Origin of the sequence: Cupriavidus sp. WKF15 (assembly GCF_029278605.1) — a bacterium.
Classification (GTDB): Bacteria; Pseudomonadota; Gammaproteobacteria; order Burkholderiales; family Burkholderiaceae; genus Cupriavidus.
The window spans coordinates 3,055,254-3,076,841 of record NZ_CP119572.1; the positions used below are offsets into that span (position 1 = coordinate 3,055,254).

Sequence of the window (21,588 nt, forward strand, 5' to 3'; positions counted from 1 at the left end):
ATGGAGAGCTGGCTGGACAGTGGCTTGGGGGAATCGCTTGGGAGATTCGCCGGGGCCGCATGGCGTCATGCGCCCCCGGCCCGGCGGCTGCTCCGGGTCAGAAGGGCATTGTATGTGAGCCGCCGGCTTTTCCGAAGGGATCAGCCCTGGCTGGGGACAATGGTGTCGCGCGCGGCAGACGCCCCGTCCCCACTGCCATCTGCGGCCGGGTCGCCCGCTTCGCCGGCGGGAGGCTCGGCGCCTTCCGCGGACTGCTCGGCAGCGTGCTCGGCTGCCATCTCCGCCGCGGCTTCTGCCGAGACTTCAGCGGCTTCCTCGTCGCTTTCGAGTTCTTCCTCGGGCAACGCGCCCTCACCGGCAAAGACTTCGAGCACCCGGCACGACACATCGAGCGAGATCTCATCGATGTCGCCGATCTCGAGCAGCACCTGCGTGCCGCGCTGCGCCTGCGCCAGTTCGGGCACGCGCGTGACCAGCGGGATCTCGGTGAAGCGCACCGCGCCTTCCTTGAGCGTGGTGGCCATCATGCGCTCGCGGCCTTCCTGCTGCAGCCAGCGCAGGCACCAGTAGCGTTCCATGGTCGACTGGTGGTCCGCATAGGCCGCGTAGGTGCCTTCGAAGTCCGCCACCGCGGCCAGCAGGTCGGCGTCCTTCGGCTTGAACGGCGCCACCAGCTTGGCCGTGATGCCATGCTGCGCCACCGCCAGGATCTGCCACTGGTTGACCAGGTCGACATAGCGGCGCAGCGGCGAAGTGCTCCACGCATACTGCGCCACGCCCAGCCCTTCGTGCGGGGCCGGGTAGGTCTGCATGCGGGTGCGGTGCATGCCCCAGGCCTTCTGCGTGCGGTAGATGCCCGGCACGCCGTTGTCCGCCAGCAGCTTGCCCCACGTGCTGTTGGCCAGGATCATCAGCTCGGCCACGATCTTGTCCAGCGGCGATCCGCGCTTGCGCTGCTCGATGCGCACGCGCTGGCTGCCGTCGGCCTGGTCGTCGAGGTAGAAATTGAAATCCGCGCGATTGTGCGATTCGGGTCGCAGGCCACTGGCCAGGCGGGCCTTCTGGCGCTCGTCGTGCAGTGCGCCGGCAAAGTGCCACAGGCGCGTCAGTTCGGCGCGGAACGGATAGTCACCGCTACCATCGGCCAGCGACGCCTCGGTGATGACATCGTCGAGCAGGTTATGACGCAGGTTGGCCGCGATCATCACCATCTCGGCGCGCGTCTCGCTGCCCAGCACCTGCCATTGCAGTGGCTCGACCGTCACGTAGAGCGACAGCGCCGGGCACTGGCGGCCTTCCTGCAGCGTGTAGCGCTCGACCACGGCGTCGGGCAGCATGGTGATCTTGTCGCCCGGGAAGTAGACGGTGGAAAGGCGATTGCGCGCGACCGCGTCGAGCGGCTCGCCACGGCGGATGCCAAGCGCGGGCGCGGCAATGTGGATGCCGACGCGCAGGTTGCCGTCCGGCAGCTCGGTGACCGACAGCGCATCGTCGATCTCGGTGGTAGTCACGTCATCGATCGAGAACGCTTGCACGTCGGCCACGGGCAGGTCGGCCTGCGGCTCGGGTACGTCGATCTCCGGGAAGCCCGTGCCCTTCGGGAAGCACTCGGCAAGGAACTTGGCCTCATGCAGCGCACGCGCGCTGGCCACGCCGCCGGCCGCCACCATCAGGCGCATCGGCGACATGCCGAGCGCAGTGCAGGCGGCGTCCATCGCCTTGTATTCCAGGCTGTTCTTGTCCGGCTTGAACAGCAGTTGCAGCACCTTGTTGCGGAACGATTCCGGCAGGGTCAGCGCCTTCAGCTGGTCTTCATATTCGGCCTGCAAGAGTGCCTGCTGCTTCTTGCGCTCAAGCGCGGCCAGGGCGGCCTTGAGCTGGTCTTCCGGCGCGCGCTGGTAGCGTCCGCGACCCTTGCGGCGGAAATACACCGGGTTGCCGTGCAGGGCCATGGCCAGTGCCGCCTGCTGCACGGGGCCGGCATCCGCGCCGTAGTATTCGGCGGCCAGCTCGGCAAAGCCGAATTCGGCTTCGGGTGCGCATTCCCACAGGAAGTCGAGGTCGATTTCGGCGGTCATCTCGCCGGTCTGGCGCACCAGCTCGCTCGCCGACGGCTGGGCAAACTGCAGCAGCACGTCGCGCGACTTGACCTTGGTGCGCTTGCCGGCCGGCAATTCGACCTGGTAGGCCTCGCCCTGCTGAGTCAGCACGGTGCCGGCGCGAATCTCGCCGCCTTCTTCGAACAGCAACTGCATCGATCGGTACTTTCAGAAATGCCGGGAACCCTGCCGCTCGGGCGGCACAGACGAGGGTTCCGGGGAGATAGAGTGAGTGCCCCTGACGGGCAGGCTGGCCGCAAGTGCCAAAGTCAGAATGATACCGCACTGGTTCCGGCCCCCTGCCGGCGACCGGCACGGCGGGGGTATGGCGCGGGGTATGTCGCGTAGTGCGGCCGGATGAAGGTGACGTCAGAGCGACATGCCGCCGCTGGTCTCGATGGCGACGCCGTTGATGTAGCTGGCGTCGTCGCTGGCCAGGAAGGCGTACACGCTGGCGATCTCCGACGGCTCGGCCAGGCGGCGCAGCCAGCAAGATTCCTTCATGCCATCGAGCACCTTCTCCGGCACGGTCTGCAGGATCTCGGTGTTGACGAAGCCCGGGCACACGGCGTTGACGCGCACGCCCTTGGGCCCGAGTTCGCGCGCCCAGGTCTTGGTGAAGCCGATCACGCCGAACTTGCTGGCCGCGTAGTTGGTCTGGCCGAAGTTGCCATACAGGCCGACCACGCTCGACGCGTTGAGGATCACGCCGTTGCCCTGCTCGGTCATCACGGAAGCCACGGCCTGCGCGCAATTGAACACGCCCTTCAGGTTGACGTCGATGACCGCATCGAACTGCGCCTCGGTCATCTTGGCCAGGCGCGCATCCTTGGTGATGCCGGCGTTGTTCACGAGCACGTCGATGCGGCCATGCGCGGCCAGCACCGCCGCGACCATGGCATCGACCTCGTCGCGGCGCGTCACGTCGACACGGTAGGCGGCGACGGTGGCGCCGTTGGCGGCCAGCTTCGCCGCGGCCTCGCGCACACGCGCTTCCTGTACGTCGCAAAGGATGACAATGGCGCCTTCGGCGGCAAGGCGCTCGGCGGTGGCAAACCCGATGCCGGCGGCTGCGCCGGTGATGATGGCAACGCGACCCTGCAATTTCATGATGTCTTTCTCTTTATAGCTCTGGGTAGTGTGTAAGTCAGTCGGGGCTCCGGTCTGATGGACAACTTTGCCGGAGTCCCCGTGAAGGCCGTGCCAGCAGGTCCGGCAAGAAGACCTCTGTCACAAGCATGACGCCGGCGCCGCGCCGGAATACGGAACGGCGCGCCGGCAGCATCGGCACCGGCGCCATGGCCGGCAGGATCCGCTGCAGCGCCTGGCGCAGCGGGTGGTGCGGCAGCAGCCGCGCAAACTCGAACGGATCGCGCCGCACGGCCGGATCCACAAACAGGCGACCGCCCAGGGGGCGTTCGCCGAGCCCGCGCAGGAAGGGCCAGTCACGGCGCGCGTGGCGCTCGCGCACGACGGTGTGCGCGTAGATGGCCGGCTGCTCGTCGCAGATCAGCAGCACTTCGCGCGTGAGCGCCGGTTCGCGGCGGCATTGCCCGAGTGCCTGCCATTCGTCCAGATAGGGCCGCGCCGAATCCTGGCGCAAGCGGTGCACACGGAAGCGTTCGGAAGCGGCCACCAGCCGTGCGGTCAGCGAGCCTTCGCCCGTGACCCAATGCCGCAGGTTCGGCGGGATCGCCGGGTCGAATGGCAGGTGGCAGGTCCAGCCGCAGCGGCGCGCGCTCTGCGCGCTCATGCCGCGCGGCCCGGCACCACGCCGCCAGGCCTGTAGCCGCAGAAGGCCAGCACGTCGTCGACATAGTCCGCAAACTCGCTGATGCCGTGATCGCTGCCCGAGATCACGCGGATATGCGCGCCCGTGCAGGCGGCGACCATCTCGCGGTAGTCGAGCACTTCATCGCCGGTGGCAGCCAGCAGGTAATAGCGTTCGGGATGCGTCAGGGCATCGACGCGCAAGTCGAGCAGTTCCTGCATATGGCGCGGCTCGACCGTGACCGAGCCGCCGCCGTGCCACAGCGGTTGCTCGCCGATGTATTGCTGCAAGTCGGTCCACGGGTGGATAGCCGGGTTCAGCAGCACCGTGCGGCAGCCATGGCGCTCGCCGAGCCAGCGCGCGTAGAAGCCGCCCAGCGAGGACCCCACGATCGCGATTTCCTGGTCGCCGCCCGCGCGCGCCGCGCTGATGGCGGCTTCGGCCTGGGCGATCGCCCGGGCAGGAGAGACATCGAGCAAGGGGCAGGCGTAGTAGCGCCCCACGCCCCATTCGCGCATGCGCTCCTGCACCAGCCGCGCCTTGAACGACTGCGGCGAGGAGCGGAATCCGTGCAGGTACAGCAGCATATCGGCTGCCCTTAGCCTGCGGCGCCCTGGCCCAGCGCGTCCAGCAACTTCTGGTGCACGCCGCCGAAGCCGCCGTTGCTCATGACCAGCACCTGGTCGCCGGGCCGCGCCGCGGCGCGCACGGCCTCGACCAGTGCGCCGAGATCGTGGAAAGCCGCGGCCTTCTTGCCAAGCGGGGCCAGCGCGCCAGCTAGGTCCCAGCCGAGCGCGTCCTTGCCGCTCGGGGCGCCATAGCCGAACACCAGGTCGGCCTGCTCGAGGCTGGCCGGCAGCTGCGCCTTCATCACGCCGAGCTTCATGGTGTTGGAGCGCGGCTCCAGCACAGCCAGGATGCGCGCGCCATCGACGCGGCGGCGCAGGCCTTCCAGCGTCGTCTGGATGGCCGTCGGATGATGGGCGAAGTCGTCATAGACGGTTACGCCGCCGGCCACGCCACGCACTTCCATGCGGCGCTTCACGTTGGCGAAGCGCCCCAGCGACTCGATGGCCTGCGCCGGCGGCACGCCGACATGGCGCGCGGCGGCAATGGCGGCCAGCGCGTTCAAGCGGTTATGGGTGCCCTGCAGGTCCCAGGTCACGCGGCCCTGCACGGCCTCGCCGAACCACACGTCGAAGGCATCCTTGCCGCCGTCGCCGCCTGCGTCGCTTTCGCGCCAGTCACCAACGCCAAATTGCTCCACCTCGCTCCAGCAGCCACGCTCGAGCACGCGGGCCAGGCTGGCTTCGAGGCCATTGACGACCAGGCGGCCCTGCCCCGGCACCGTACGCACCAGGTGGTGGAACTGCGTTTCGATCGCCGCGAGATCCGGGAAGATGTCGGCGTGATCGTATTCCAGGTTGTTCAGGATGGCCGTGCGCGGACGGTAGTGGACGAACTTGCTGCGCTTGTCGAAGAAGGCGGTGTCGTATTCATCCGCCTCGATCACGAAGAAGTCCGATTCCGTCACGCGCGCCGAGATGCCGAAATTCTGCGGCACGCCGCCGACGAGAAAACCGGGGTTGTAGCCGGCATCCTCCAGGATCCACGCGAGCATCGACGTCGTGGTGGTCTTGCCGTGCGTGCCGGCCACGGCCAGTACCCACTTGCCCGCCAGTACGTGCTCGCCCAGCCATTGCGGGCCCGACACATAGGGCAGGTTGCGGTTGAGGATCGCTTCCATCAGCGGATTGCCGCGCGACACCACGTTGCCGATCACGAACAGGTCCGGCTCAAGCGCGAGCTGGGCGGGATCGAAGCCCTCGATCAGCTCGATACCCTGGGCCTCGAGCTGGGTGCTCATTGGCGGATAGACATTGGCATCGCAGCCGGTCACACGATGACCGGCCTGCTTGGCGAGTACCGCCAGGCCGCCCATGAAAGTGCCGCAGATGCCAAGGATATGAATATGCATGGGGTTCCCGGAAAGACTTGGGACCGGTCGGGCCGGTCGGCTTGCCAGCCGTGGTCCAGCGGACCATGCCGGGCAGGAAGACTTCGATTGTACCCGAGCGCTTGCGCGCTTCGCTGCACTGCGGCAGAGCTCTGCGCACCGGCCGGGCGCGCTGCTCCGGTATCATCGGCACATGCCACGACATGCCCTTTCCGACCCTGCCCGCCTGCGCGAGGAGATCGCACAGGCCGCGGCACGCATGATTGCCGAAGATGGCGCCGATTACGCCACCGCGAAGCGCAAGGCCGCGCGCCAGTTGCTCGGCGACCAGCGCGTGGCTGGCGAATGGCTGCCCGATAACGAGATGATCGAAGCCGAAGTCCGCGCTTATCAGGCACTTTTCCACGCCGAGACGCAGCCGCGCGTGCTGGCGCTGCTGCGCCGGGTAGCCATCCTCGCGATGGAGGACCTGGCTGGCTTCCGCCCGTACCTCGTGGGCGCCGTGCTCAATGGCACCGCGACCGAGCATTCGGATATCTATCTGCAATGCTTCTGCGACAGCGCCAAGGACGCCACATTGCACCTGCTCAATGCCGGCGTCGACTTCGAGACCAGCGAGTCCCGTCACTTCAATGGCCGCGGCGAGGTTGAAACCCTGAGCTTCCTGTGGAAAGGCCAGTGGCCCGACCGTCGCGAAGCCCGCCTGCTGGCCGGCGAAGTCCGTGCCGAGCTGGGTGTGCCCGTCGGTATTCATATTGCTCTGTATGATGCCGATGACGAACGCGGCGCCGCGCGCTCCGATGCGAGCGGCCGCCTGGCCAGGGCCGACATGCAGGCCGTGCGGGCGCTGCTTGCCGACGCGGATGGGTCGAACTGAGGCCAGCCGAGCCTGTCAGAAGATCACCATTTGCCGGCATCTGCGCCGAACCGCTGCCCGCTTACCGAGACCCCATGAACGCTCCCACCCAGAAACCTGTCAACCGTTCCCGCCTGTGGCAGTGGATTGCCGTGGCCGTGGTGGCCTGTGCCGCGGGAGCGCTGGCCGGTCATTTCGTATTCTCGCCAAAACCAGCGTCCTCGCAGGCCGTGGAAACTTTCTTCCAGACTCGCCTGCCCGACCCGAGTGGCACCGATATCGATCTTGGCAAGCTGCGCGGCAAAACCGTGGTGGTCAACTTCTGGGCGCCGTGGTGCGGGCCCTGCGTGGAAGAAATGCCGGAGCTGACCGCGCTGCATGCCGAGTACGCGGCCCGCAAGGTCGAGTTTGTCGGCATCGGCATTGATTCAGCCGCCAATATCCAGCAGTTCGTGAAGAAAGTGCCGGTTGCCTATCCTCTCGCGGTGGCTGGCTTCGCGGGCACGGAGTTGTCGCGCAACTTCGGCAATGCCGCTGGCGGCCTGCCTTACACCGTCGTGATCAATCCCGACGGATCCGTGAAATACCGCAAGATGGGACGCATCACGTCTGACGAGTTGCGCGCGGTTCTGCCACGATCCTAGGTGCAGCCGGCGCCATAACAGGCTTCTTCATGCAAGTTCACGGAATCGGTGCCGAACTTGCATCGAAACTGCGCGCATATTGCGCCCGGCGCCCCAAAGTGGCCTAATCAACGCGCCAATGCCGGGCAAGCGCATGAAGCCTTGTATCGCGTGCTAGACAAATCCCTCTAAGCTACGGTAATCTCCGCGCAATTTCGTTGAACTGGTCGAGCCGCCGTGACTGCAACCCGCTCCAATCGTCGCTCAGCCCGCTACCGCAAGGTGCTGGTCCTGCATGGGCCAAACCTCAATTTGCTGGGCACGCGCGAACCGGAGACCTACGGGCATACCACGCTGGCCGATATCGACGCAGCACTGGGGCGTCACGCCGCCGACGCCGGTATCGCGTTGTCGTCATTCCAGTCCAACCACGAAGGGGCGCTGGTCGACCGCGTCCACGCCGCGCGTACGGAAGGGGTGGATTTCATCATCATCAACCCGGCCGCCTATACGCACACCAGCGTGGCGCTGCGCGATGCGCTGGCCGGCGTGGCCATTCCGTTTGTCGAAGTGCACCTGTCGAATGTGCATCGCCGCGAAAGCTTCCGTCACCATTCCTATTTCTCCGACCTCGCGGTCGGCGTGATCTGCGGATTGGGCTGGCACGGCTACCTGCTGGCGCTGGACTATGCCCTCGGGCTGGAGCAGCCGCCGCCAAAGGGCTGAAGCCCGCCGGCAAACAAGCTTTACCCGAAAAACATGACGCGCGCCGCCTGGCGCCGCGCCTGCAGCGTGTGCGAACACCGCGGGCGTGGACAGCCGGTCGCCGCACCGACGATTTCTTCCGCCGCGGCCCGCCAGGGCGCGCCCGGACAACCTGATTCAGGAGGATAAGAAGATGGACCTGCGCAAGCTGAAGACGCTGATCGACCTGGTGGCCGAATCCGGCATCTCGGAGCTGGAAGTGACGGAAGGCGATGGCAAGGTACGCATCGTCAAGCAACCGCCGCAAGTCATCGCCGCGCCGATGGCCATGCCGCAGATGCAGGCACTGCCGGTCATGCCTGCCGCCGCCGCTGCAGCCAGCGCCCCGGTAGCCGCCGAGCCGGCCGCCGCCCAGCTTCCGGCAGGCCACGTGGTGACCTCGCCCATGGTCGGTACTTTCTATCGTGCCCCGTCGCCGGGCGCCGCGCCGTTCGTCAATGTGGGCGACACCGTCAAGGAAGGCCAGACCGTCTGCATCATCGAGGCCATGAAGCTGCTCAACGAGATCGAGTGCGACAAGGCCGGCGTGATCAAGGAAATCCTGGTCGAGAACGGCCAGGCAGTGGAATACGGCCAGCCGCTGTTCGTCATCGGCTGATGCTGTCCGGCGAGCCGCGCAGCCCTGCCCGATGCGGCGCGGGGCTGAGCGGCTCGCCGGATCTCGTGGATGTCCGCACGTTGCGGCCAGCATCCCATGCCATGAAGCGGCCCCCTGGCATCGCCAGTTCCCCGGCCGCGCGCCCGGTGTGCCGCTGAGGCACCTGGGGGGACCGCTCCCGTTCTCGCAGAGAGAGACCATGTTTGAAAAAATTCTGATCGCGAACCGCGGTGAAATTGCCCTTCGCATCCAGCGCGCCTGCCGCGAGCTGGGCATCAAGACCGTGGTGGTGTACTCGGAAGCCGACAAGGAAGCCAAGTACGTGAAGCTGGCCGACGAAGCCGTGTGTATCGGCCCGGCCCCGTCGCCGCTGTCCTACCTGAACATGCCTGCCATCATCTCGGCCGCCGAGGTGACCGACGCGCAGGCGATCCACCCGGGCTATGGCTTCCTGTCGGAGAATGCCGACTTTGCCGAGCGCGTGGAGAAGTCCGGCTTCGTCTTCATCGGCCCGACCGCCGAAAGCATCCGCCTGATGGGCGACAAGGTCTCGGCCAAGCAGGCCATGATCAAGGCCGGCGTGCCGTGCGTGCCGGGCTCGGATGGCGCGTTGCCCGAAGATCCGAAGGAAATCCTGGCCATCGCGCGCCAGGTGGGCTACCCGGTCATCATCAAGGCCGCCGGCGGCGGTGGCGGCCGCGGCATGCGCGTGGTCCACACCGAGGCTGCGCTGGTCAACGCCGTCAACATGACGCGCGAGGAAGCCGGCCGCGCCTTCGGCAACCCCGAGGTCTACATGGAGAAGTTCCTGGAGAATCCGCGCCACGTGGAAATCCAGATCCTTGCCGACCAGCACAAGCAGGCCATCTGGCTGGGCGAGCGCGACTGCTCCATGCAGCGCCGCCACCAGAAGGTGATCGAGGAAGCGCCCGCGCCGCACATCCCGCGCCGCCTGATCGAGCGCATCGGCGACCGCTGCGCCGAGGCTTGCCGCAAGATGGGCTACCGCGGCGCCGGCACGTTCGAGTTCCTGTACGAGAACAACGAGTTCTACTTCATCGAGATGAACACGCGCGTGCAGGTCGAGCACCCGGTCACCGAGATGATCACCGGCATCGACATCGTGCAGGAACAGATCCGCATCGCCTTCGGCGAAAAGCTGCGCTTCCGCCAGAAGGATGTGCTGTTCCGTGGGCATGCGATCGAGTGCCGCATCAACGCCGAAGACCCGTTCAAGTTCATCCCGTCGCCGGGCCGCATCACCGCCTGGCACATGCCTGGCGGTCCCGGTGTACGCGTGGACTCGCACGCGTATGATGGCTACTTCGTCCCGCCGAATTATGATTCGATGATCGGCAAGATCATCACCTACGGCGCCAGCCGCGAGCAGGCCATTGCCCGCATGCGGATCGCGCTGTCGGAGATGGTGGTAGACGGTATCCAGACCAACGTCCCGCTGCACCGCGAGCTGATGATGGACGCCAACTTCGTCGAAGGCGGCACCAGCATCCACTATCTCGAGCATCGCCTGGCGCAGCGCGAAAAAGCCTGACGCGGCAGCTGCCGCACCTGCTGTACAAAAGGAAGCCCGTGGCATTTCAGGAATGTGTGATCGAAGTGGCGCAGGACCAGGCCGAAGCCTGGTCTGACGCCTTGTTCGACCTTGGCGCGCTGTCGGTATCGGTGGAAGACGCCGACGCCGACACGCCGGATGAGCAGCCGCTGTTCGGCGAGCCCGGGCTCGAGCCGACACGGCTTGCCTGGAACCGCTCGCGCGTGGTCGCGCTGTTCGGCGACGACACCGACCCGGTGCTCGCGGTCGCGGCCGCGTCGAATGCACTCGGCATCGATCCGGTGCCGGCCTATGTGCTGCGCGATGTCGAAGACCAGGACTGGGTGCGCCTCACGCAATCGCAGTTCGAGCCGATCCGCATCGGCGAACGGATCTGGGTCGTGCCGTCGTGGCACGAGGCGCCGGAGCCGGACGCCGTGGTACTTGAACTCGACCCGGGTCTCGCCTTTGGCACCGGCAGCCATCCGACCACGCGGCTCTGCATGCAGTGGCTGGAACAGAACCTGAAGGCCGGCGAGACCGTGCTCGACTACGGCTGCGGCTCCGGCATCCTCGCGATCGTGGCGAAGAAGCTCGGCGCCGGCGCTACGCTCGGCATCGACATCGACCCGAACGCCGTGGAAGCGTCGCGCTACAACGCCGAGCGCAACCAGGTCCAGGCCGGGTTCGCGCTGCCGGAGTCGGTCTCCGAGGCGACCTACGATCTCGTCGTCGCCAACATCCTCTCCAACCCGCTCAAGCTGATGGCCGCGATGCTGAGCGCCCGCGTGCGCTCCGGCGGACGCCTGGTGCTGTCCGGCGTGCTCGAGCGCCAGGCCGAGGAAGTCGCGGCCGCCTATGCCGCCTGGCTACCGCTGACCGTCTGGCGCAGCGAGGAAGGCTGGGTCTGCCTGCACGGCACCCGTCCCTGAGGTGCGCCGATGGCCGCCGCCAAGCTCGTCACGCGCTGCCCGGCCTGCCGCACCGCTTTCCGGCTGGTCGCCGACCAGCTGCGTCTGCGTCAGGGACTGGTGCGTTGCGGACACTGCGAAACCGTCTTCGATGCGCGTGAGCACCTGATCGAAGTGCCCGCGCCGGCTGCCTCGGCCTCCTCGCGGCCGCCACAGCAGGCGCCGGAACCAGTTGCGGCTGCGCCTGCCGCAACCGCGCCAACAGCGTCTTCCACTCACTTCGATCCTGGTTACGACCCCGGGTACGACGTGCCCGCGCTCGATTCGCCCACCATGATGATGGCGCCGGCCGAGGACGAAGAGGCACCCGCCGAGGTGGAAACACCGGGCGGGCAGGACGCGGGCTCTCCATCCATCGAACCGGCTGCCGAAGACAGCGCGCAACCCGCAACGCAGGAAGCCGAAGCTTCTGAAGCCGAACCGTCGGAAGCGGAGCCTGCCGACTCCGGTCCCGTCGAGGCCGCCAACGGCAAGACTCATGCCGGCCAGGAAGCCGATCAGGCATACGCCGCGATCGGGGCCGCTCATGCTCCGTGGCCAGCGCTGGACAGCTCCGCCCTCGACGACGAGGAATCGTCCACGCGTACGACCGGGGCCGCGGCACCGAAGGCGTCTGAGGACCAAGTTGATGCACCGGTCGACGCACCTGTCAACGCACCGGTCACCGAAGAGGCCGCCGAATCCGGCGAACCCGTGCTGCGCAGCGCCAGCGAGTTCCTGCGCGCACAGTCAAGCGACAGCACCGAAACGCCAGGCAGCGCACCCCACACACCGGCCGAAGCTGCGACACCCAAAGCACCGCACGAGCCTGACAACGACTACGGCCGCAACTATGGCCCCACTTACGGGCCGAGCACCAGCGATGCGTTCAGCGCCACCGCCGGCGCCATTGCGCGCGAGGACGTCGAGCGGCGCTGGGCACGCCAGGAGCCGCAACTGGGTCCGGCATTCGCACCTGATTTCCTGCGCCAGGCCCGCGAGCGTGAACGCGAACGCGCGCGCGAGGCCGCGGCGACGCCTGCTCCGCCGCGCCTGCGCTATGGCTGGCACATCGCCGCCGGTGTATTGGCCATTGGGGTGCTCCTGCAGGGGCTCTACCTGATGCGAGGACAGCTCGCGGGACAGTTCCCGGCGCTGCGCCCCATGCTGGAAGCCGCGTGCAGGCCGCTGGGCTGCGTGGTGCCGCCATGGCGCGACATCGACGCGCTGCGCATCGATACCTCCCAGTTGCAGAAGCAGGATGAAGGCAGCGATGCCTACATCCTGGCGGTCACGCTGCGCAACCAGGGCCGCGCCACCACCGCCTTGCCGGCCATCGAACTGGTCATGACCGACCTGCAGGACCAGTTACTGCTGCGGCGCGTCCTGGAGCCATCCGAGTATCTGGAACCGGCGCAGAAGCCTTTCGCCACGCACGGCCTTCGTGCGGGCACGGAGCTGCAGGTTCGGGTACGATTCCGGACTCAGCAGGCGGCGGCCAATTACCGCGTGCTGATTTTCTATCCATAGGGCCTGTTCACGCGCAAGGCGCTCGCGCTTTCACGGTGGACGGTCCCTGGATTCCGCAGGCTTGCTGCCAAGGGCCGAATCGAGTCCGGCCGCAAGCTGCGCCCCCCGAAGATCCTGAACAGGAAGGAGCAGTGATGAGCAACGTGACTCTCGGCGGCAACGCCATTGAAGTGGCAGGCAAGTTCCCGCAACCCGGCGACAAGGCCGCCGACTTCAAGCTGGTTGGCAAGGACCTGAAGGACGTGACGCTGGCCGACTTCGCCGGCAAGCGCAAGGTGCTGAATATCGTACCGAGCCTGGACACCCCGGTGTGCCAGGCGTCGGCGCGCAAGTTCAACGAGGCTGCCAGCGGCCTGGCCAACACCGTGGTGCTGACGGTCTCGGCCGACCTGCCGTTCGCCATGGGCCGCTTCTGCACCGCCGAAGGCCTGGCCAACGTGGTGCCGCTGTCGACGATGCGCGGCGCCGAGTTCAAGGGCAACTACGGTGTGGACATCGCGACCGGCCCGCTGGCCGGCGTGACCGCGCGTGCCGTGGTGGTGCTGGACGAGAACAACGTCGTCAAGTACAGCCAGCTGGTGCCCGAGATCAAGAACGAGCCCGACTACGACGCCGCGCTCGCCGCACTGAAGTAAGCCGCCCGGCATCCCGCACCGGCCGCCTGCATTCCCGGGGCGGCCGCTTCCGTTTTCTGAAACCCTGCGGGCCGCGCACGGCCCGACCACCCCAAGTACCTGGAGAGAGCATGGCCAGCCTGATCTGCGGCTCCGTCGCCTACGACACCATCATGACGTTCGACGGACGCTTCCGCGAACACATCCTGCCGGACCAGATCCACATGCTGAACGTCTCGTTCCTGGTGCCCGGCATGCGGCGCGAGTACGGCGGCTGCGCCGGCAATATCGCCTATACGCTCAAGATGCTCGGCGGCGAGCCCGTGGTCATGGCCACGGTGGGCGCGGACGCCGAACCCTACCTGCAGTACCTGCGCGCGCTGAATATCGACACCACGCACATCCGCGTGCTGCCAGATACGTTCACGGCGCAGGCCATGATCACCACCGATCTGGACAACAACCAGATCACCGCCTTCCACCCCGGCGCGATGAGCCAGTCGCAGCTCTCCAACGTGAAGGATGCGCTGGGTGGCAGCCACGCACCGAAGCTCGGCATCGTCGCCCCGGACAGCCGCGAGGGCATGCTCCACCACGCGCGCCAGTTCGCCGAGTCCGGAATTCCGTTCATCTTTGACCTTGGCCAGGCAATGCCGCTGTTCAACGGCGAAGACCTGCGGGAGTTCGTTGAACTCGCCAGCTACGTGACAGTCAATGACTACGAAGCGCAGGTCCTGCTGTCCCGCACTGCCTGGACCAGCGCCGAGGTTGCCGCCAAGGTTCGTGCCTTCATCGTCACGCACGGCGAACGCGGCGCCAGCATCTTTGCCGATGGTCAGCAGTACGCGATCCCGGCCGTTCCGGCCGAGCGCATCGTGGACCCGACCGGCTGTGGCGATGCCTTCCGCGGCGGCCTGCTGTTCGGCATTGAAAACGGGTTAGACTGGGAAACCACTGGCCGCCTGGCATCGCTGATGGGATCGATCAAGATCGCGCAGCAGGGTCCGCAGAACCATTGGTTGTCGCTCGACGAAATCGGCAACCGCTTCCAGTCTGCATTCGGCTACCGCTACGCCTGACCTGCGGCGAGGGCGTGGCACGTTTACGGGCATTGAAATGAACAACAAACTCCGAACGGGTGTCATCGCCCTGTGCGCCGTGGCGGCGCTGATCAGCGGCTGTGCCACGGACTCCAGCTCCAACAGCGTCTACTCGACGGGCCAGGCACAGCGCGAGCAGACCGTGCGCTACGGCATGGTCGAAGGTGTGCGCGACGTCATGATCCAGGGCGGCCAGACCGGCGCCGGCACCATTGCCGGCGGCGCGATCGGCGGCGTCGCCGCAGGCAGCCTGATCGGCAGCGGCAACGGCTCGGTGGCGGCCGGCATTCTTGGCGCGGTGCTTGGTGGCATTGCCGGCAGCGCGGCCGAGAACAAGGTCAATCAGCGGCGCGGGCTGGAGATCACGGTCCGGCTGGAAAATGGCGAGATGCGCGCGATCACGCAGGAAGCGGACGAACTGTTCCGGCCCGGCGACCGGGTGCGCTTGCTGACCTCCGGCGGCGTGACGCGGGTCACGCACTGATTCACCTGCGTCCCGGCGACTGGAGGCGCCGCATCCGAGAGAATGCGGCGCTTTTCTTTTGAGAGGACAGGTCAGGCTGTCAGGGACAGCGCTTCCATCGCCCCCTTCCCCTTCGCAGCGGCAGGCCCAAAAGAAAAAACCCGCCGGGCAAGCGCCGTCGGCGGGTTGGCAAGACTGGTGTCTTGCTGGCCGGATACGGTGTATCCGGCCACTATGGCACGCTGTACGTGCCCGGGCGACTCCTTGCGGATGTCGTGGCCCCCACTCGACCGAGTGAGGCTTACGGACGGTTGCCCGTCGGGAACGGCCAGGCAGCGGCCGGGTTCAGCGCGGTCTTGGCAGCGGCAGCAGGAGCAACGGCGGGCGCAGCGGCAGGAGCCGCCGCAGGGGCAGCCTTGGCCTTCTTCGCAGCCGGCTTCTTGGCAGCAGCCTTCTTCGCAGCCGGCTTCTTGGCGGCGGTCTTCTTGGCAGCAGCCTTCTTGGCCGGCGCAGCCTTCTTGGCCGGCGCAGCCTTCTTGGCAGCGGCCTTCTTGGCCGGTGCTGCCTTCTTGGCGGCTACCTTCTTCACTGCGGCCTTCTTGGCCGGCGCTGCCTTCTTGGCGGCGACCTTCTTTACTGCGGCCTTCTTGGCCGGCGCTGCCTTCTTGGCGGCGACCTTCTTTACTGCGGCCTTCTTGGCCGGCGCTGCCTTCTTGGCGGCGACCTTCTTCACTGCAGCCTTCTTGGCGGCCGGCGCCTTCTTGGCGGCTACCTTCTTCACAGCAGCCTTCTTGGCGGCCGGCGCCTTCTTGGCGGCTACCTTCTTCACAGCGGCTTTCTTGGCCGGTGCAGCCTTCTTGGCTGCCGGCTTGGCGGCCTTCTTGGCCGCCGGCTTCTTCTTCGCAGTCGTTGCCATGGATAACTCCTTCACTAGAGAGTGAATATCGAATGACCTAGGTTGGCGACCCGACCGACCCGAGGCGCAGCACTTTGCCACTACCCCAGTCGAGCGAGCGATTCATCGGCGCACGGCATTACCTCCGCCGCACGCTAATGAATTCGGTAGCAGGGCCGTCGCCCACGGCGACGCACTGGCGGCAAGACGGGCCCGCATGCGGGCTCCGGGCACTTGCCGCGCCCCGGAATATTCGATCAGCCCACGCCGCCCGTCGAGTCGGCGCGCAGCCAGCAATGAGGAGATATCGGACGGCTTGCCTGCGGTGCGGGCCTGGCCTCGCGCACGGCAGACGGCATTCATCTTGAGGTAGCTGGCCCATCCCGTCACTGGGCCAAAGGAGACTGCACGCGTTTTAAGAAGCCGTTCCGGCCTGGTCTGCGTCAAAGTTCTCGTGCTCCTCAGCTACCTGCATCACTGTGTCACTGCATCGAAGCTCGCATCGCGCTCTTCGTTCAATCTTGTTTGTTCCTGCTTCGCTGCAATGAAGTGGGACTCTTGTCAAGGCGAATCATAATTCGTTTGCACGATGATGTTAAGAAAAAAGTGCAAAAAAACTTGCGCGCGCGCGCAAGTCGATCTAGATCGCGAGCACCGCTTCGCGAAGACATCGCCAACACCATCGCGCAACCTCGTCCGCATGCGTCGGCGCATGTCCTCATCAGCGACGCGAACAGGCATCGCGACGCGCGCGAATGCACGCACTCCGACACGATCAGCGAGCGCTTCGCATCGCGCGTGAAAGCATCGCAATGCCTGCGCCGCACTCACCGAAAGCGCGCGCGCAACACGCATCGTGCCGACTGGAAAGCCGCATGAATAAAGGCTTTCCGGCAGGCGAAGCGAGGCTGTACAAGACGCGCTGCCATGCACGCACCGCACGCACGCGATCACGCGCCTCGCCCTTGCGCGCGCTGTCTCGACACCGGACGGCAAGCGCGCCGCGCGCCATGATCCTCTCGCTGCGATGACGCGCGCGATGGTCGCGCGCATCCATGTCGCCGAGCGCGCGCGACACTGATGCGCCAACGCAACGGTTTGCATCGAAGCAACAGCTCGACGAGCTCCGAAGCGTTGCGATCCGGCAAAGCTTTCGCAATGAAGACGCGTCGCGATGTCCGCAGGCAACGATCCGCATGCGCGTCGACACCCGTCACGCGATGCCGATGTCAGTGAAGATCGACGCTTTGCACAACCCGTTCCTGTCGCGCGAAGGATGCCGGTGAAACATCGCAACGCGGCCGCCTAGAGGATTGCTTCAGGCACGCGCGGTACACGCTTTGTTGCGACACAGAATTCCCGCAAACGGCTTGCCGATGCGGCTTTCGGAGAAACGTGCAACAGCGGCGCGGAGCCTGCGCGCGCCGGGGCGCTGATTGCGAAGCGCAAGCCGCGCCAGTAGATTGGCGAGCACGCTTGACGCCGCACAGACTGTGCAACTGGCAGCAGCATGGCTGCCGGCACCGGCGCAAGCAACCGCCACCACCCGAGAGGAGACCTCATGCGCATCCACCCCCAAGCCAACCCCGCGCGCGCGCTGCTGCGCGCCGGCATGTTCGCCGCCGTCTTGTTCGCGAGCGCCGCGGCGCACGCCCAGGCCACGCCGAGCGGCAACTGGAAGACCATTGACGACACCACCGGCAAGCCACGCGGCTTGGTTGAGATCACCGAAAAGAACGGCGTCTACAGCGGCCGGCTGGTGAAGACCTTCGTCGAAGGCGACGGCAAGCCGAAGGTGTGCGACAAATGCACCGATGCGCGCAAGGACCAGCCCATCATCGGCATGACCATCCTCTCCGGCCTGCGCAAGACCGGCGATAACGAATGGAGTGGTGGCGAGATCCTCGACCCCGAGAACGGCAAGGTCTACAAGAGCAAGATGTCGCTGTCCGACGATGGCGGCAAGCTCAACGTGCGCGGCTTCATCGGCATCAGCCTGCTGGGCCGCACGCAGACCTGGGAGCGCGAGCACTGATGGCACACTGCCGGCGCCCGCCGGTGCGTCAGGGTTTCTCCGCATCACCGCTCCAGGGAGAAGCACCGCAAGACGCACGTCAAGCAGACTGACAGCCAGTCCCGGTAACATCGTCCGGCATTCGCGGCGCAAGCGATGGCCGTCGCGCCGCGAATCGGACCCACACATCTGAGACACCATGCGACAGATCCCCGCCAGCCGCGCGCTGGCCCTTGCCTTGCCATCTCTTGCCGCGGCTGCGGCAATCATCGTTGCCCTCCCCTCGCCCGCGCGCGCAGCCGATGCATGGCCGGCGCACGTCATCAAGTTCGTGGTGCCGTTCACGGCGGGCGGAGCCAATGACCTGGTGGCGCGTGCCGCGGCCGACGCCGTCAGCAAGCGCCTGGGCCAGCCGGTCGTGATCGAGAACCGTCCCGGTGCCGGTGGCGTGGTCGGCGCCGACTTTGTGGCCAAGAACAAACCCGATGGCTATACCTTCCTCGTCGGCGCGGTCGGCACCGTGACCAACAGCCTGATCCGCACGAAGATGCCCTACGCCGCGGACGACCTGGTACCGGTGTCGCTGATCGCGGTGAGCCCTTCGGTGATCGTGGCATCGCCATCGTTGCCGGCGAACAACCTGAAGGAGCTGATCGACTACTCGAAGAAACAAGGCGGCGGAGTGAACTTCGCCACGGCCGGTAGCGGCAGCACGCCGCACTTCGTCGAGGAGATGCTCAAGGAGAAAGGTGCATCGCTCACGCCGGTGCCATACAAGAGCGGTTCGGAGAGCATCACCGCGGTGATGGGCGGCCAGGTCGCCGCGACATCCGAAGCGAGCGTGGTGGTACTGCCGCATATCAAGGCGGGCAAGCTCAAGGCGCTCGGCGCAACCTGGGACAAGCGCATGAGCGCCGCGCCGGGCATCCCTACCACTGCCGAACAGGGCATGCCTGAAGTCCGCATCGGACACTGGGCCGGCATCTTCGCGCCCAAGGGCACCGACCCCGCCATCCTGAAGAAGCTCAATGCGGAGATGACCGCGGCCATGCAGACACAGGAAACGCGCGAGCGACTGCTGCCTAATGGCATTGAGCCGGCAGGGGGCTCGCAGGAGAGCTTCGTCGCCTTCATCAAGTCCGAACGCGAACGCCTGGGGCGGATTGCAAAGAACGCCAACATGAGCGCCGACTGAGAAATATTTTTAAGCTGACCGGCCGGTCATTTTCGCCAATGTACTGAGGCGGCCCTTCCTGCGAAGGGCCGTTTTCTCTTCGCGCCCAGCCCCTTGGGGCCAGAGGAGTCTTGCGCGAAGCAATTTATGGCGTTTTGCGCACTATTTTGCGCCTGTTTGTTTTTTATTTAAAACATATGAACCCGACAATCAATGTCTGTGACTTGTCCGCAACGTCAATTGCAACGCAAATCATTCTCATTTATATTCGCACAGCCCAAATCATCCCCCCATGACGGCATCGTCGATTCCCGTGCTTTCGCGCTGGCAGCGGCGCCGGCCGGACCCGCACCGGGGGTCGGACAAGAAACGTACGCCATGAACCGCCGCTCCCAACCTACGCCCATCGCAGCCGCGCTGATCGCGCTGTTTGCCGCCCCCGCAGCCTCTCTTGCCCAGCAGGCACCCGTCCCGACCGCCGCAGCCACGACGCTGCAGGAGGTGGTCGTCAATGGCGCAGCCTCGCGCGATGATTTCAATGCGGGCAGGACCTCCATCAGCAAGCTGCCTGAAGACCTGCGCGACGTGCCGCAGTCCGTCACGGTGGTGAACAAGGCGTTGATGGAATCCCAGGGCGTGAGTTCGCTGGCCGACGCGCTGCGCAATGTGCCCGGCATCACCATCGGCGGCGCCGAAGGCGGGCAGATCGGCAACAACATCAACCTGAACGGCTTCTCGGCCCGCACCGATATCTACCTGGACGGCTTCCGCGATCGCGGCCAGTACTATCGCGATACCTTCGCGCTGGATTCCGTCGAAGTGCTGATGGGTCCGTCGTCGATGCTGTTCGGGCGCGGGTCCACCGGCGGCGTGATCAACCAGGTCAGCAAGAAGCCGCAGATGAAGGCCGCCACCGAAGTGACGGGCTCGGTCACCACCAATGGCCTGGTGCGCGCCACCGCGGACTACAACACGCCCACCGGCGACACCTCGGCCTTCCGCATCTCGGCGATGGCGCAGGATGGCCGTCCCAGCACCCGTGACGAGATGACGGTGCAAGACTTCGGCATTGCGCCGTCGTGGCGCTTCGGCATCGGCACACCCACGGAAATCACCCTGTCGGCACTGCTGCAGCACAACCACGACATGCCGGACTATGGCTTTTCGAACCTGAACGGCCATCCGACCAATGTCGACCGCAATACCTTCTACGGCTTCACCGACGATCGCACCAACCAGGACATCGCGGCGCTGAGCGCGGGCATCACGCACAAGTTCTCGCCCAACCTGCGCCTGCGCAACCAGACGCAGTTCAACTACGTGGAAACCGATGCGCGCGAAACCGCGCCGAACGCGGTCGGCTCGGTCAGTGCGCGCGGCTTCACGCCGCTGACCACCAGTACCCTGCCGCTGGACCAGCTGTTCGTGCGCCTGCAGAGCCACGACCGCAAGATCCGCGACTATTCGATCTTCAACCAGACCGAACTGACCGCGAACTTCGATACTGGCTCCGTCAAGCACACGCTGCTGGTCGGCGCGGAAATCGGCCATGACGGTTACAACAACCAGAACTACTACCGCAACGGCAGCTGCAACGGCCAGCCGCTGGTCAGTGGCACGACCGCCGCGACGGCGGGATACGTTGCCTGCGAACCGCTGGTCAACCCGACCTACACGGCCTCGCCTGCCAACGTGGCCACCAGCACCGGCAATCTGCAAGGCGGCTCGGCCAATACGATAGCCGCCTACCTCAACGATTCGATCGAGTTCAGCAAGCAATGGAAGGCCGTAGCCGGCGTGCGCTATGACCGCTACATCGCCAGCATCAGCAACTCCATCAACTCATCCAACTCCGCCCGCGCCCCCTTCTTCAGCACCGCGCTGGCCAACGCCGACCAGACCGTCAACTTCACCAGCGTGCGCCTCGGTGGTATCTGGCAGCCGACCGAAGCCCAGTCCTACTACGTGTCGTATGGCACGTCGTTCAACCCCTCGCTGGAGCAGCTGGTCGGCACCGTCGGCCAGCAAAGCCTGGACCCGGAGAAGAACAAGTCCTATGAAGTCGGTGGCAAGTGGGACCTGATGGGCGGCGACCTGTCGCTGACCTCGGCGCTGTTCCAGATCACCAAGGACAATGCCCGCAGCCAGATCGACGCCACCACCTACGCGCTGTCCGGCAAGATCCGCGTGAAGGGCTTCCGCGCGGGCGCCACGGGACACATCACCAACAAGTGGCAGGTGTTCGCCGGCTATACCTACCTGGACGGCGAGATCATCAACGGCATCGGCGCCAACACCACCGGCAAGGTGCCCACCAACACGCCCAAGCACACTGCAACGGCCTGGACCAGCTACACCATCCTGCCCAACTGGGAAGTTGGCGGCGGCGCCTTCTATATGTCGGAGCGCTTCGCCAACAACACCAATACGGTCCAGGTGGGCAGCTTCGTGCGCTGGGACGGCATGGTGGCCTACCACCAGCCGAGGTACGACTTGCGCCTGAACCTGTTCAATATCTTCAACAAGATGTATTACGATGCACTGATCCAGTCCGATGGCGGACGCTCGGTGCCGGGTACCGGCCGCACCGCCATGCTGTCGTTCACCTATCGCATGTAAGCAGGTAA

The 21,588-nt window shown here is 66.0% G+C and carries 21 protein-coding genes; 15 read left to right on the forward strand and 6 right to left on the reverse strand.

The window, feature by feature from the left end; translation table 11 throughout:
• Positions 1 to 140: 140 nt before the first annotated feature.
• The 5 genes from CupriaWKF_RS14170 to mpl all read right to left on the reverse strand — a co-directional run bounded on the left by CupriaWKF_RS14170 (position 141) and on the right by mpl (position 5,848).
• On the reverse strand, positions 141 to 2,255 hold the full coding sequence (locus tag CupriaWKF_RS14170) for an RNB domain-containing ribonuclease (RefSeq protein WP_276098480.1): 2,115 nt from the start codon (positions 2,253 to 2,255) through the stop codon (positions 141 to 143).
• Positions 2,256 to 2,468: 213 nt separating this feature from the next.
• The gene (gene fabG, locus CupriaWKF_RS14175) at positions 2,469 to 3,209 is read right to left on the reverse strand and encodes a 3-oxoacyl-ACP reductase FabG (RefSeq protein ID WP_276098481.1); all 741 of its coding nucleotides are present in this window, start codon (positions 3,207 to 3,209) and stop codon (positions 2,469 to 2,471) included.
• Positions 3,210 to 3,246: 37 nt separating this feature from the next.
• Positions 3,247 to 3,852 carry a chorismate lyase gene (locus tag CupriaWKF_RS14180; protein WP_276098482.1) on the reverse strand — a complete coding sequence of 202 codons (606 nt, stop codon included), beginning with the start codon at positions 3,850 to 3,852 and terminating at the stop codon, positions 3,247 to 3,249.
• The gene (locus tag CupriaWKF_RS14185) at positions 3,849 to 4,457 is read right to left on the reverse strand and encodes a YqiA/YcfP family alpha/beta fold hydrolase (protein ID WP_276098483.1); all 609 of its coding nucleotides are present in this window, start codon (positions 4,455 to 4,457) and stop codon (positions 3,849 to 3,851) included. Before CupriaWKF_RS14185 ends, CupriaWKF_RS14180 begins: the two co-directional genes overlap by 4 nt.
• An 11-nt stretch (positions 4,458 to 4,468) precedes the next feature.
• Positions 4,469 to 5,848 carry a UDP-N-acetylmuramate:L-alanyl-gamma-D-glutamyl-meso-diaminopimelate ligase gene (gene mpl, locus CupriaWKF_RS14190; RefSeq protein WP_276098484.1) on the reverse strand — a complete coding sequence of 460 codons (1,380 nt, stop codon included), beginning with the start codon at positions 5,846 to 5,848 and terminating at the stop codon, positions 4,469 to 4,471.
• Between the two features lie 172 nt (positions 5,849 to 6,020).
• Between mpl and CupriaWKF_RS14195 the strand changes: the two genes are divergently transcribed.
• The 10 genes from CupriaWKF_RS14195 to CupriaWKF_RS14240 all read left to right on the forward strand — a co-directional run bounded on the left by CupriaWKF_RS14195 (position 6,021) and on the right by CupriaWKF_RS14240 (position 14,899).
• On the forward strand, positions 6,021 to 6,704 hold the full coding sequence (locus CupriaWKF_RS14195) for a UDP-N-acetylmuramate--alanine ligase (protein ID WP_276098485.1): 684 nt from the start codon (positions 6,021 to 6,023) through the stop codon (positions 6,702 to 6,704).
• 74 nt (positions 6,705 to 6,778) lie between these two features.
• Positions 6,779 to 7,327, forward strand: coding sequence for a TlpA disulfide reductase family protein (locus tag CupriaWKF_RS14200; protein WP_276098486.1), 549 nt, complete (start codon positions 6,779 to 6,781; stop codon positions 7,325 to 7,327).
• 216 nt (positions 7,328 to 7,543) lie between these two features.
• Positions 7,544 to 8,032: a type II 3-dehydroquinate dehydratase gene (gene aroQ / locus CupriaWKF_RS14205; protein ID WP_276098487.1), complete on the forward strand. Its 489-nt coding sequence runs from the start codon at positions 7,544 to 7,546 to the stop codon at positions 8,030 to 8,032.
• Between the two features lie 172 nt (positions 8,033 to 8,204).
• Entirely contained in the window at positions 8,205 to 8,669 is a 465-nt protein-coding gene (gene accB, locus CupriaWKF_RS14210; protein WP_276098488.1) for an acetyl-CoA carboxylase biotin carboxyl carrier protein, read from the forward strand.
• Between the two features lie 199 nt (positions 8,670 to 8,868).
• On the forward strand, positions 8,869 to 10,221 hold the full coding sequence (accC, locus tag CupriaWKF_RS14215) for an acetyl-CoA carboxylase biotin carboxylase subunit (protein ID WP_276098489.1): 1,353 nt from the start codon (positions 8,869 to 8,871) through the stop codon (positions 10,219 to 10,221).
• A 38-nt stretch (positions 10,222 to 10,259) separates the two neighbouring features.
• A complete protein-coding gene (gene prmA / locus CupriaWKF_RS14220) occupies positions 10,260 to 11,153 on the forward strand; it encodes a 50S ribosomal protein L11 methyltransferase (RefSeq protein ID WP_276098490.1) in 894 nt (297 codons plus the stop codon).
• A gap of 9 nt (positions 11,154 to 11,162) precedes the next feature.
• A complete protein-coding gene (locus tag CupriaWKF_RS14225; RefSeq protein WP_276098491.1) occupies positions 11,163 to 12,701 on the forward strand; it encodes a DUF3426 domain-containing protein in 1,539 nt (512 codons plus the stop codon).
• A gap of 134 nt (positions 12,702 to 12,835) precedes the next feature.
• A complete protein-coding gene (tpx, locus tag CupriaWKF_RS14230; RefSeq protein ID WP_276098492.1) occupies positions 12,836 to 13,336 on the forward strand; it encodes a thiol peroxidase in 501 nt (166 codons plus the stop codon).
• 110 nt (positions 13,337 to 13,446) lie between these two features.
• The gene (locus tag CupriaWKF_RS14235; protein WP_276098493.1) at positions 13,447 to 14,394 is read left to right on the forward strand and encodes a carbohydrate kinase family protein; all 948 of its coding nucleotides are present in this window, start codon (positions 13,447 to 13,449) and stop codon (positions 14,392 to 14,394) included.
• Between the two features lie 37 nt (positions 14,395 to 14,431).
• Positions 14,432 to 14,899 (forward strand): hypothetical protein, encoded by a 468-nt coding sequence (locus CupriaWKF_RS14240; protein WP_276098494.1) that lies wholly within the window; start codon positions 14,432 to 14,434, stop codon positions 14,897 to 14,899.
• Between the two features lie 280 nt (positions 14,900 to 15,179).
• Here CupriaWKF_RS14240 and CupriaWKF_RS14245 read toward each other — a convergent pair whose 3' ends face one another.
• The gene (locus CupriaWKF_RS14245; RefSeq protein WP_276098495.1) at positions 15,180 to 15,794 is read right to left on the reverse strand and encodes a histone H1-like DNA-binding protein; all 615 of its coding nucleotides are present in this window, start codon (positions 15,792 to 15,794) and stop codon (positions 15,180 to 15,182) included.
• A 561-nt stretch (positions 15,795 to 16,355) separates the two neighbouring features.
• Here CupriaWKF_RS14245 and CupriaWKF_RS14250 point away from each other — a divergent pair.
• From CupriaWKF_RS14250 to CupriaWKF_RS14270, 5 genes are all read left to right on the forward strand, one after another.
• Positions 16,356 to 16,652, forward strand: coding sequence for a hypothetical protein (locus CupriaWKF_RS14250; protein WP_276098496.1), 297 nt, complete (start codon positions 16,356 to 16,358; stop codon positions 16,650 to 16,652).
• A 176-nt stretch (positions 16,653 to 16,828) separates the two neighbouring features.
• Complete coding sequence (locus CupriaWKF_RS14255; RefSeq protein ID WP_276098497.1) at positions 16,829 to 17,059, forward strand: hypothetical protein; 231 nt, start codon at positions 16,829 to 16,831, stop codon at positions 17,057 to 17,059.
• Between the two features lie 275 nt (positions 17,060 to 17,334).
• Positions 17,335 to 17,808: a DUF2147 domain-containing protein gene (locus CupriaWKF_RS14260; protein WP_276098498.1), complete on the forward strand. Its 474-nt coding sequence runs from the start codon at positions 17,335 to 17,337 to the stop codon at positions 17,806 to 17,808.
• A 178-nt stretch (positions 17,809 to 17,986) separates the two neighbouring features.
• Positions 17,987 to 18,982, forward strand: coding sequence for a tripartite tricarboxylate transporter substrate binding protein (locus CupriaWKF_RS14265; RefSeq protein ID WP_276098499.1), 996 nt, complete (start codon positions 17,987 to 17,989; stop codon positions 18,980 to 18,982).
• Positions 18,983 to 19,339: 357 nt separating this feature from the next.
• A complete protein-coding gene (locus tag CupriaWKF_RS14270) occupies positions 19,340 to 21,580 on the forward strand; it encodes a TonB-dependent siderophore receptor (protein ID WP_276098500.1) in 2,241 nt (746 codons plus the stop codon).
• Positions 21,581 to 21,588 lie beyond the last annotated feature (8 nt).

Coding starts and splice junctions, on each gene's coding strand:
- CupriaWKF_RS14170 (WP_276098480.1), bottom strand. CDS start 2,255: ATGCAGTTGCTGTTCGAAGAAGGCGGCGAGATTCGCGCCGGCACCGTG.
- fabG (WP_276098481.1), bottom strand. CDS start 3,209: ATGAAATTGCAGGGTCGCGTTGCCATCATCACCGGCGCAGCCGCCGGC.
- CupriaWKF_RS14180 (WP_276098482.1), bottom strand. CDS start 3,852: ATGAGCGCGCAGAGCGCGCGCCGCTGCGGCTGGACCTGCCACCTGCCA.
- CupriaWKF_RS14185 (WP_276098483.1), bottom strand. CDS start 4,457: ATGCTGCTGTACCTGCACGGATTCCGCTCCTCGCCGCAGTCGTTCAAG.
- mpl (WP_276098484.1), bottom strand. CDS start 5,848: ATGCATATTCATATCCTTGGCATCTGCGGCACTTTCATGGGCGGCCTG.
- CupriaWKF_RS14195 (WP_276098485.1), top strand. CDS start 6,021: ATGCCACGACATGCCCTTTCCGACCCTGCCCGCCTGCGCGAGGAGATC.
- CupriaWKF_RS14200 (WP_276098486.1), top strand. CDS start 6,779: ATGAACGCTCCCACCCAGAAACCTGTCAACCGTTCCCGCCTGTGGCAG.
- accB (WP_276098488.1), top strand. CDS start 8,205: ATGGACCTGCGCAAGCTGAAGACGCTGATCGACCTGGTGGCCGAATCC.
- accC (WP_276098489.1), top strand. CDS start 8,869: ATGTTTGAAAAAATTCTGATCGCGAACCGCGGTGAAATTGCCCTTCGC.
- CupriaWKF_RS14225 (WP_276098491.1), top strand. CDS start 11,163: ATGGCCGCCGCCAAGCTCGTCACGCGCTGCCCGGCCTGCCGCACCGCT.
- tpx (WP_276098492.1), top strand. CDS start 12,836: ATGAGCAACGTGACTCTCGGCGGCAACGCCATTGAAGTGGCAGGCAAG.
- CupriaWKF_RS14235 (WP_276098493.1), top strand. CDS start 13,447: ATGGCCAGCCTGATCTGCGGCTCCGTCGCCTACGACACCATCATGACG.
- CupriaWKF_RS14240 (WP_276098494.1), top strand. CDS start 14,432: ATGAACAACAAACTCCGAACGGGTGTCATCGCCCTGTGCGCCGTGGCG.
- CupriaWKF_RS14245 (WP_276098495.1), bottom strand. CDS start 15,794: ATGGCAACGACTGCGAAGAAGAAGCCGGCGGCCAAGAAGGCCGCCAAG.
- CupriaWKF_RS14255 (WP_276098497.1), top strand. CDS start 16,829: ATGTCGCCGAGCGCGCGCGACACTGATGCGCCAACGCAACGGTTTGCA.
- CupriaWKF_RS14260 (WP_276098498.1), top strand. CDS start 17,335: ATGCGCATCCACCCCCAAGCCAACCCCGCGCGCGCGCTGCTGCGCGCC.
- CupriaWKF_RS14265 (WP_276098499.1), top strand. CDS start 17,987: ATGCGACAGATCCCCGCCAGCCGCGCGCTGGCCCTTGCCTTGCCATCT.
- CupriaWKF_RS14270 (WP_276098500.1), top strand. CDS start 19,340: ATGAACCGCCGCTCCCAACCTACGCCCATCGCAGCCGCGCTGATCGCG.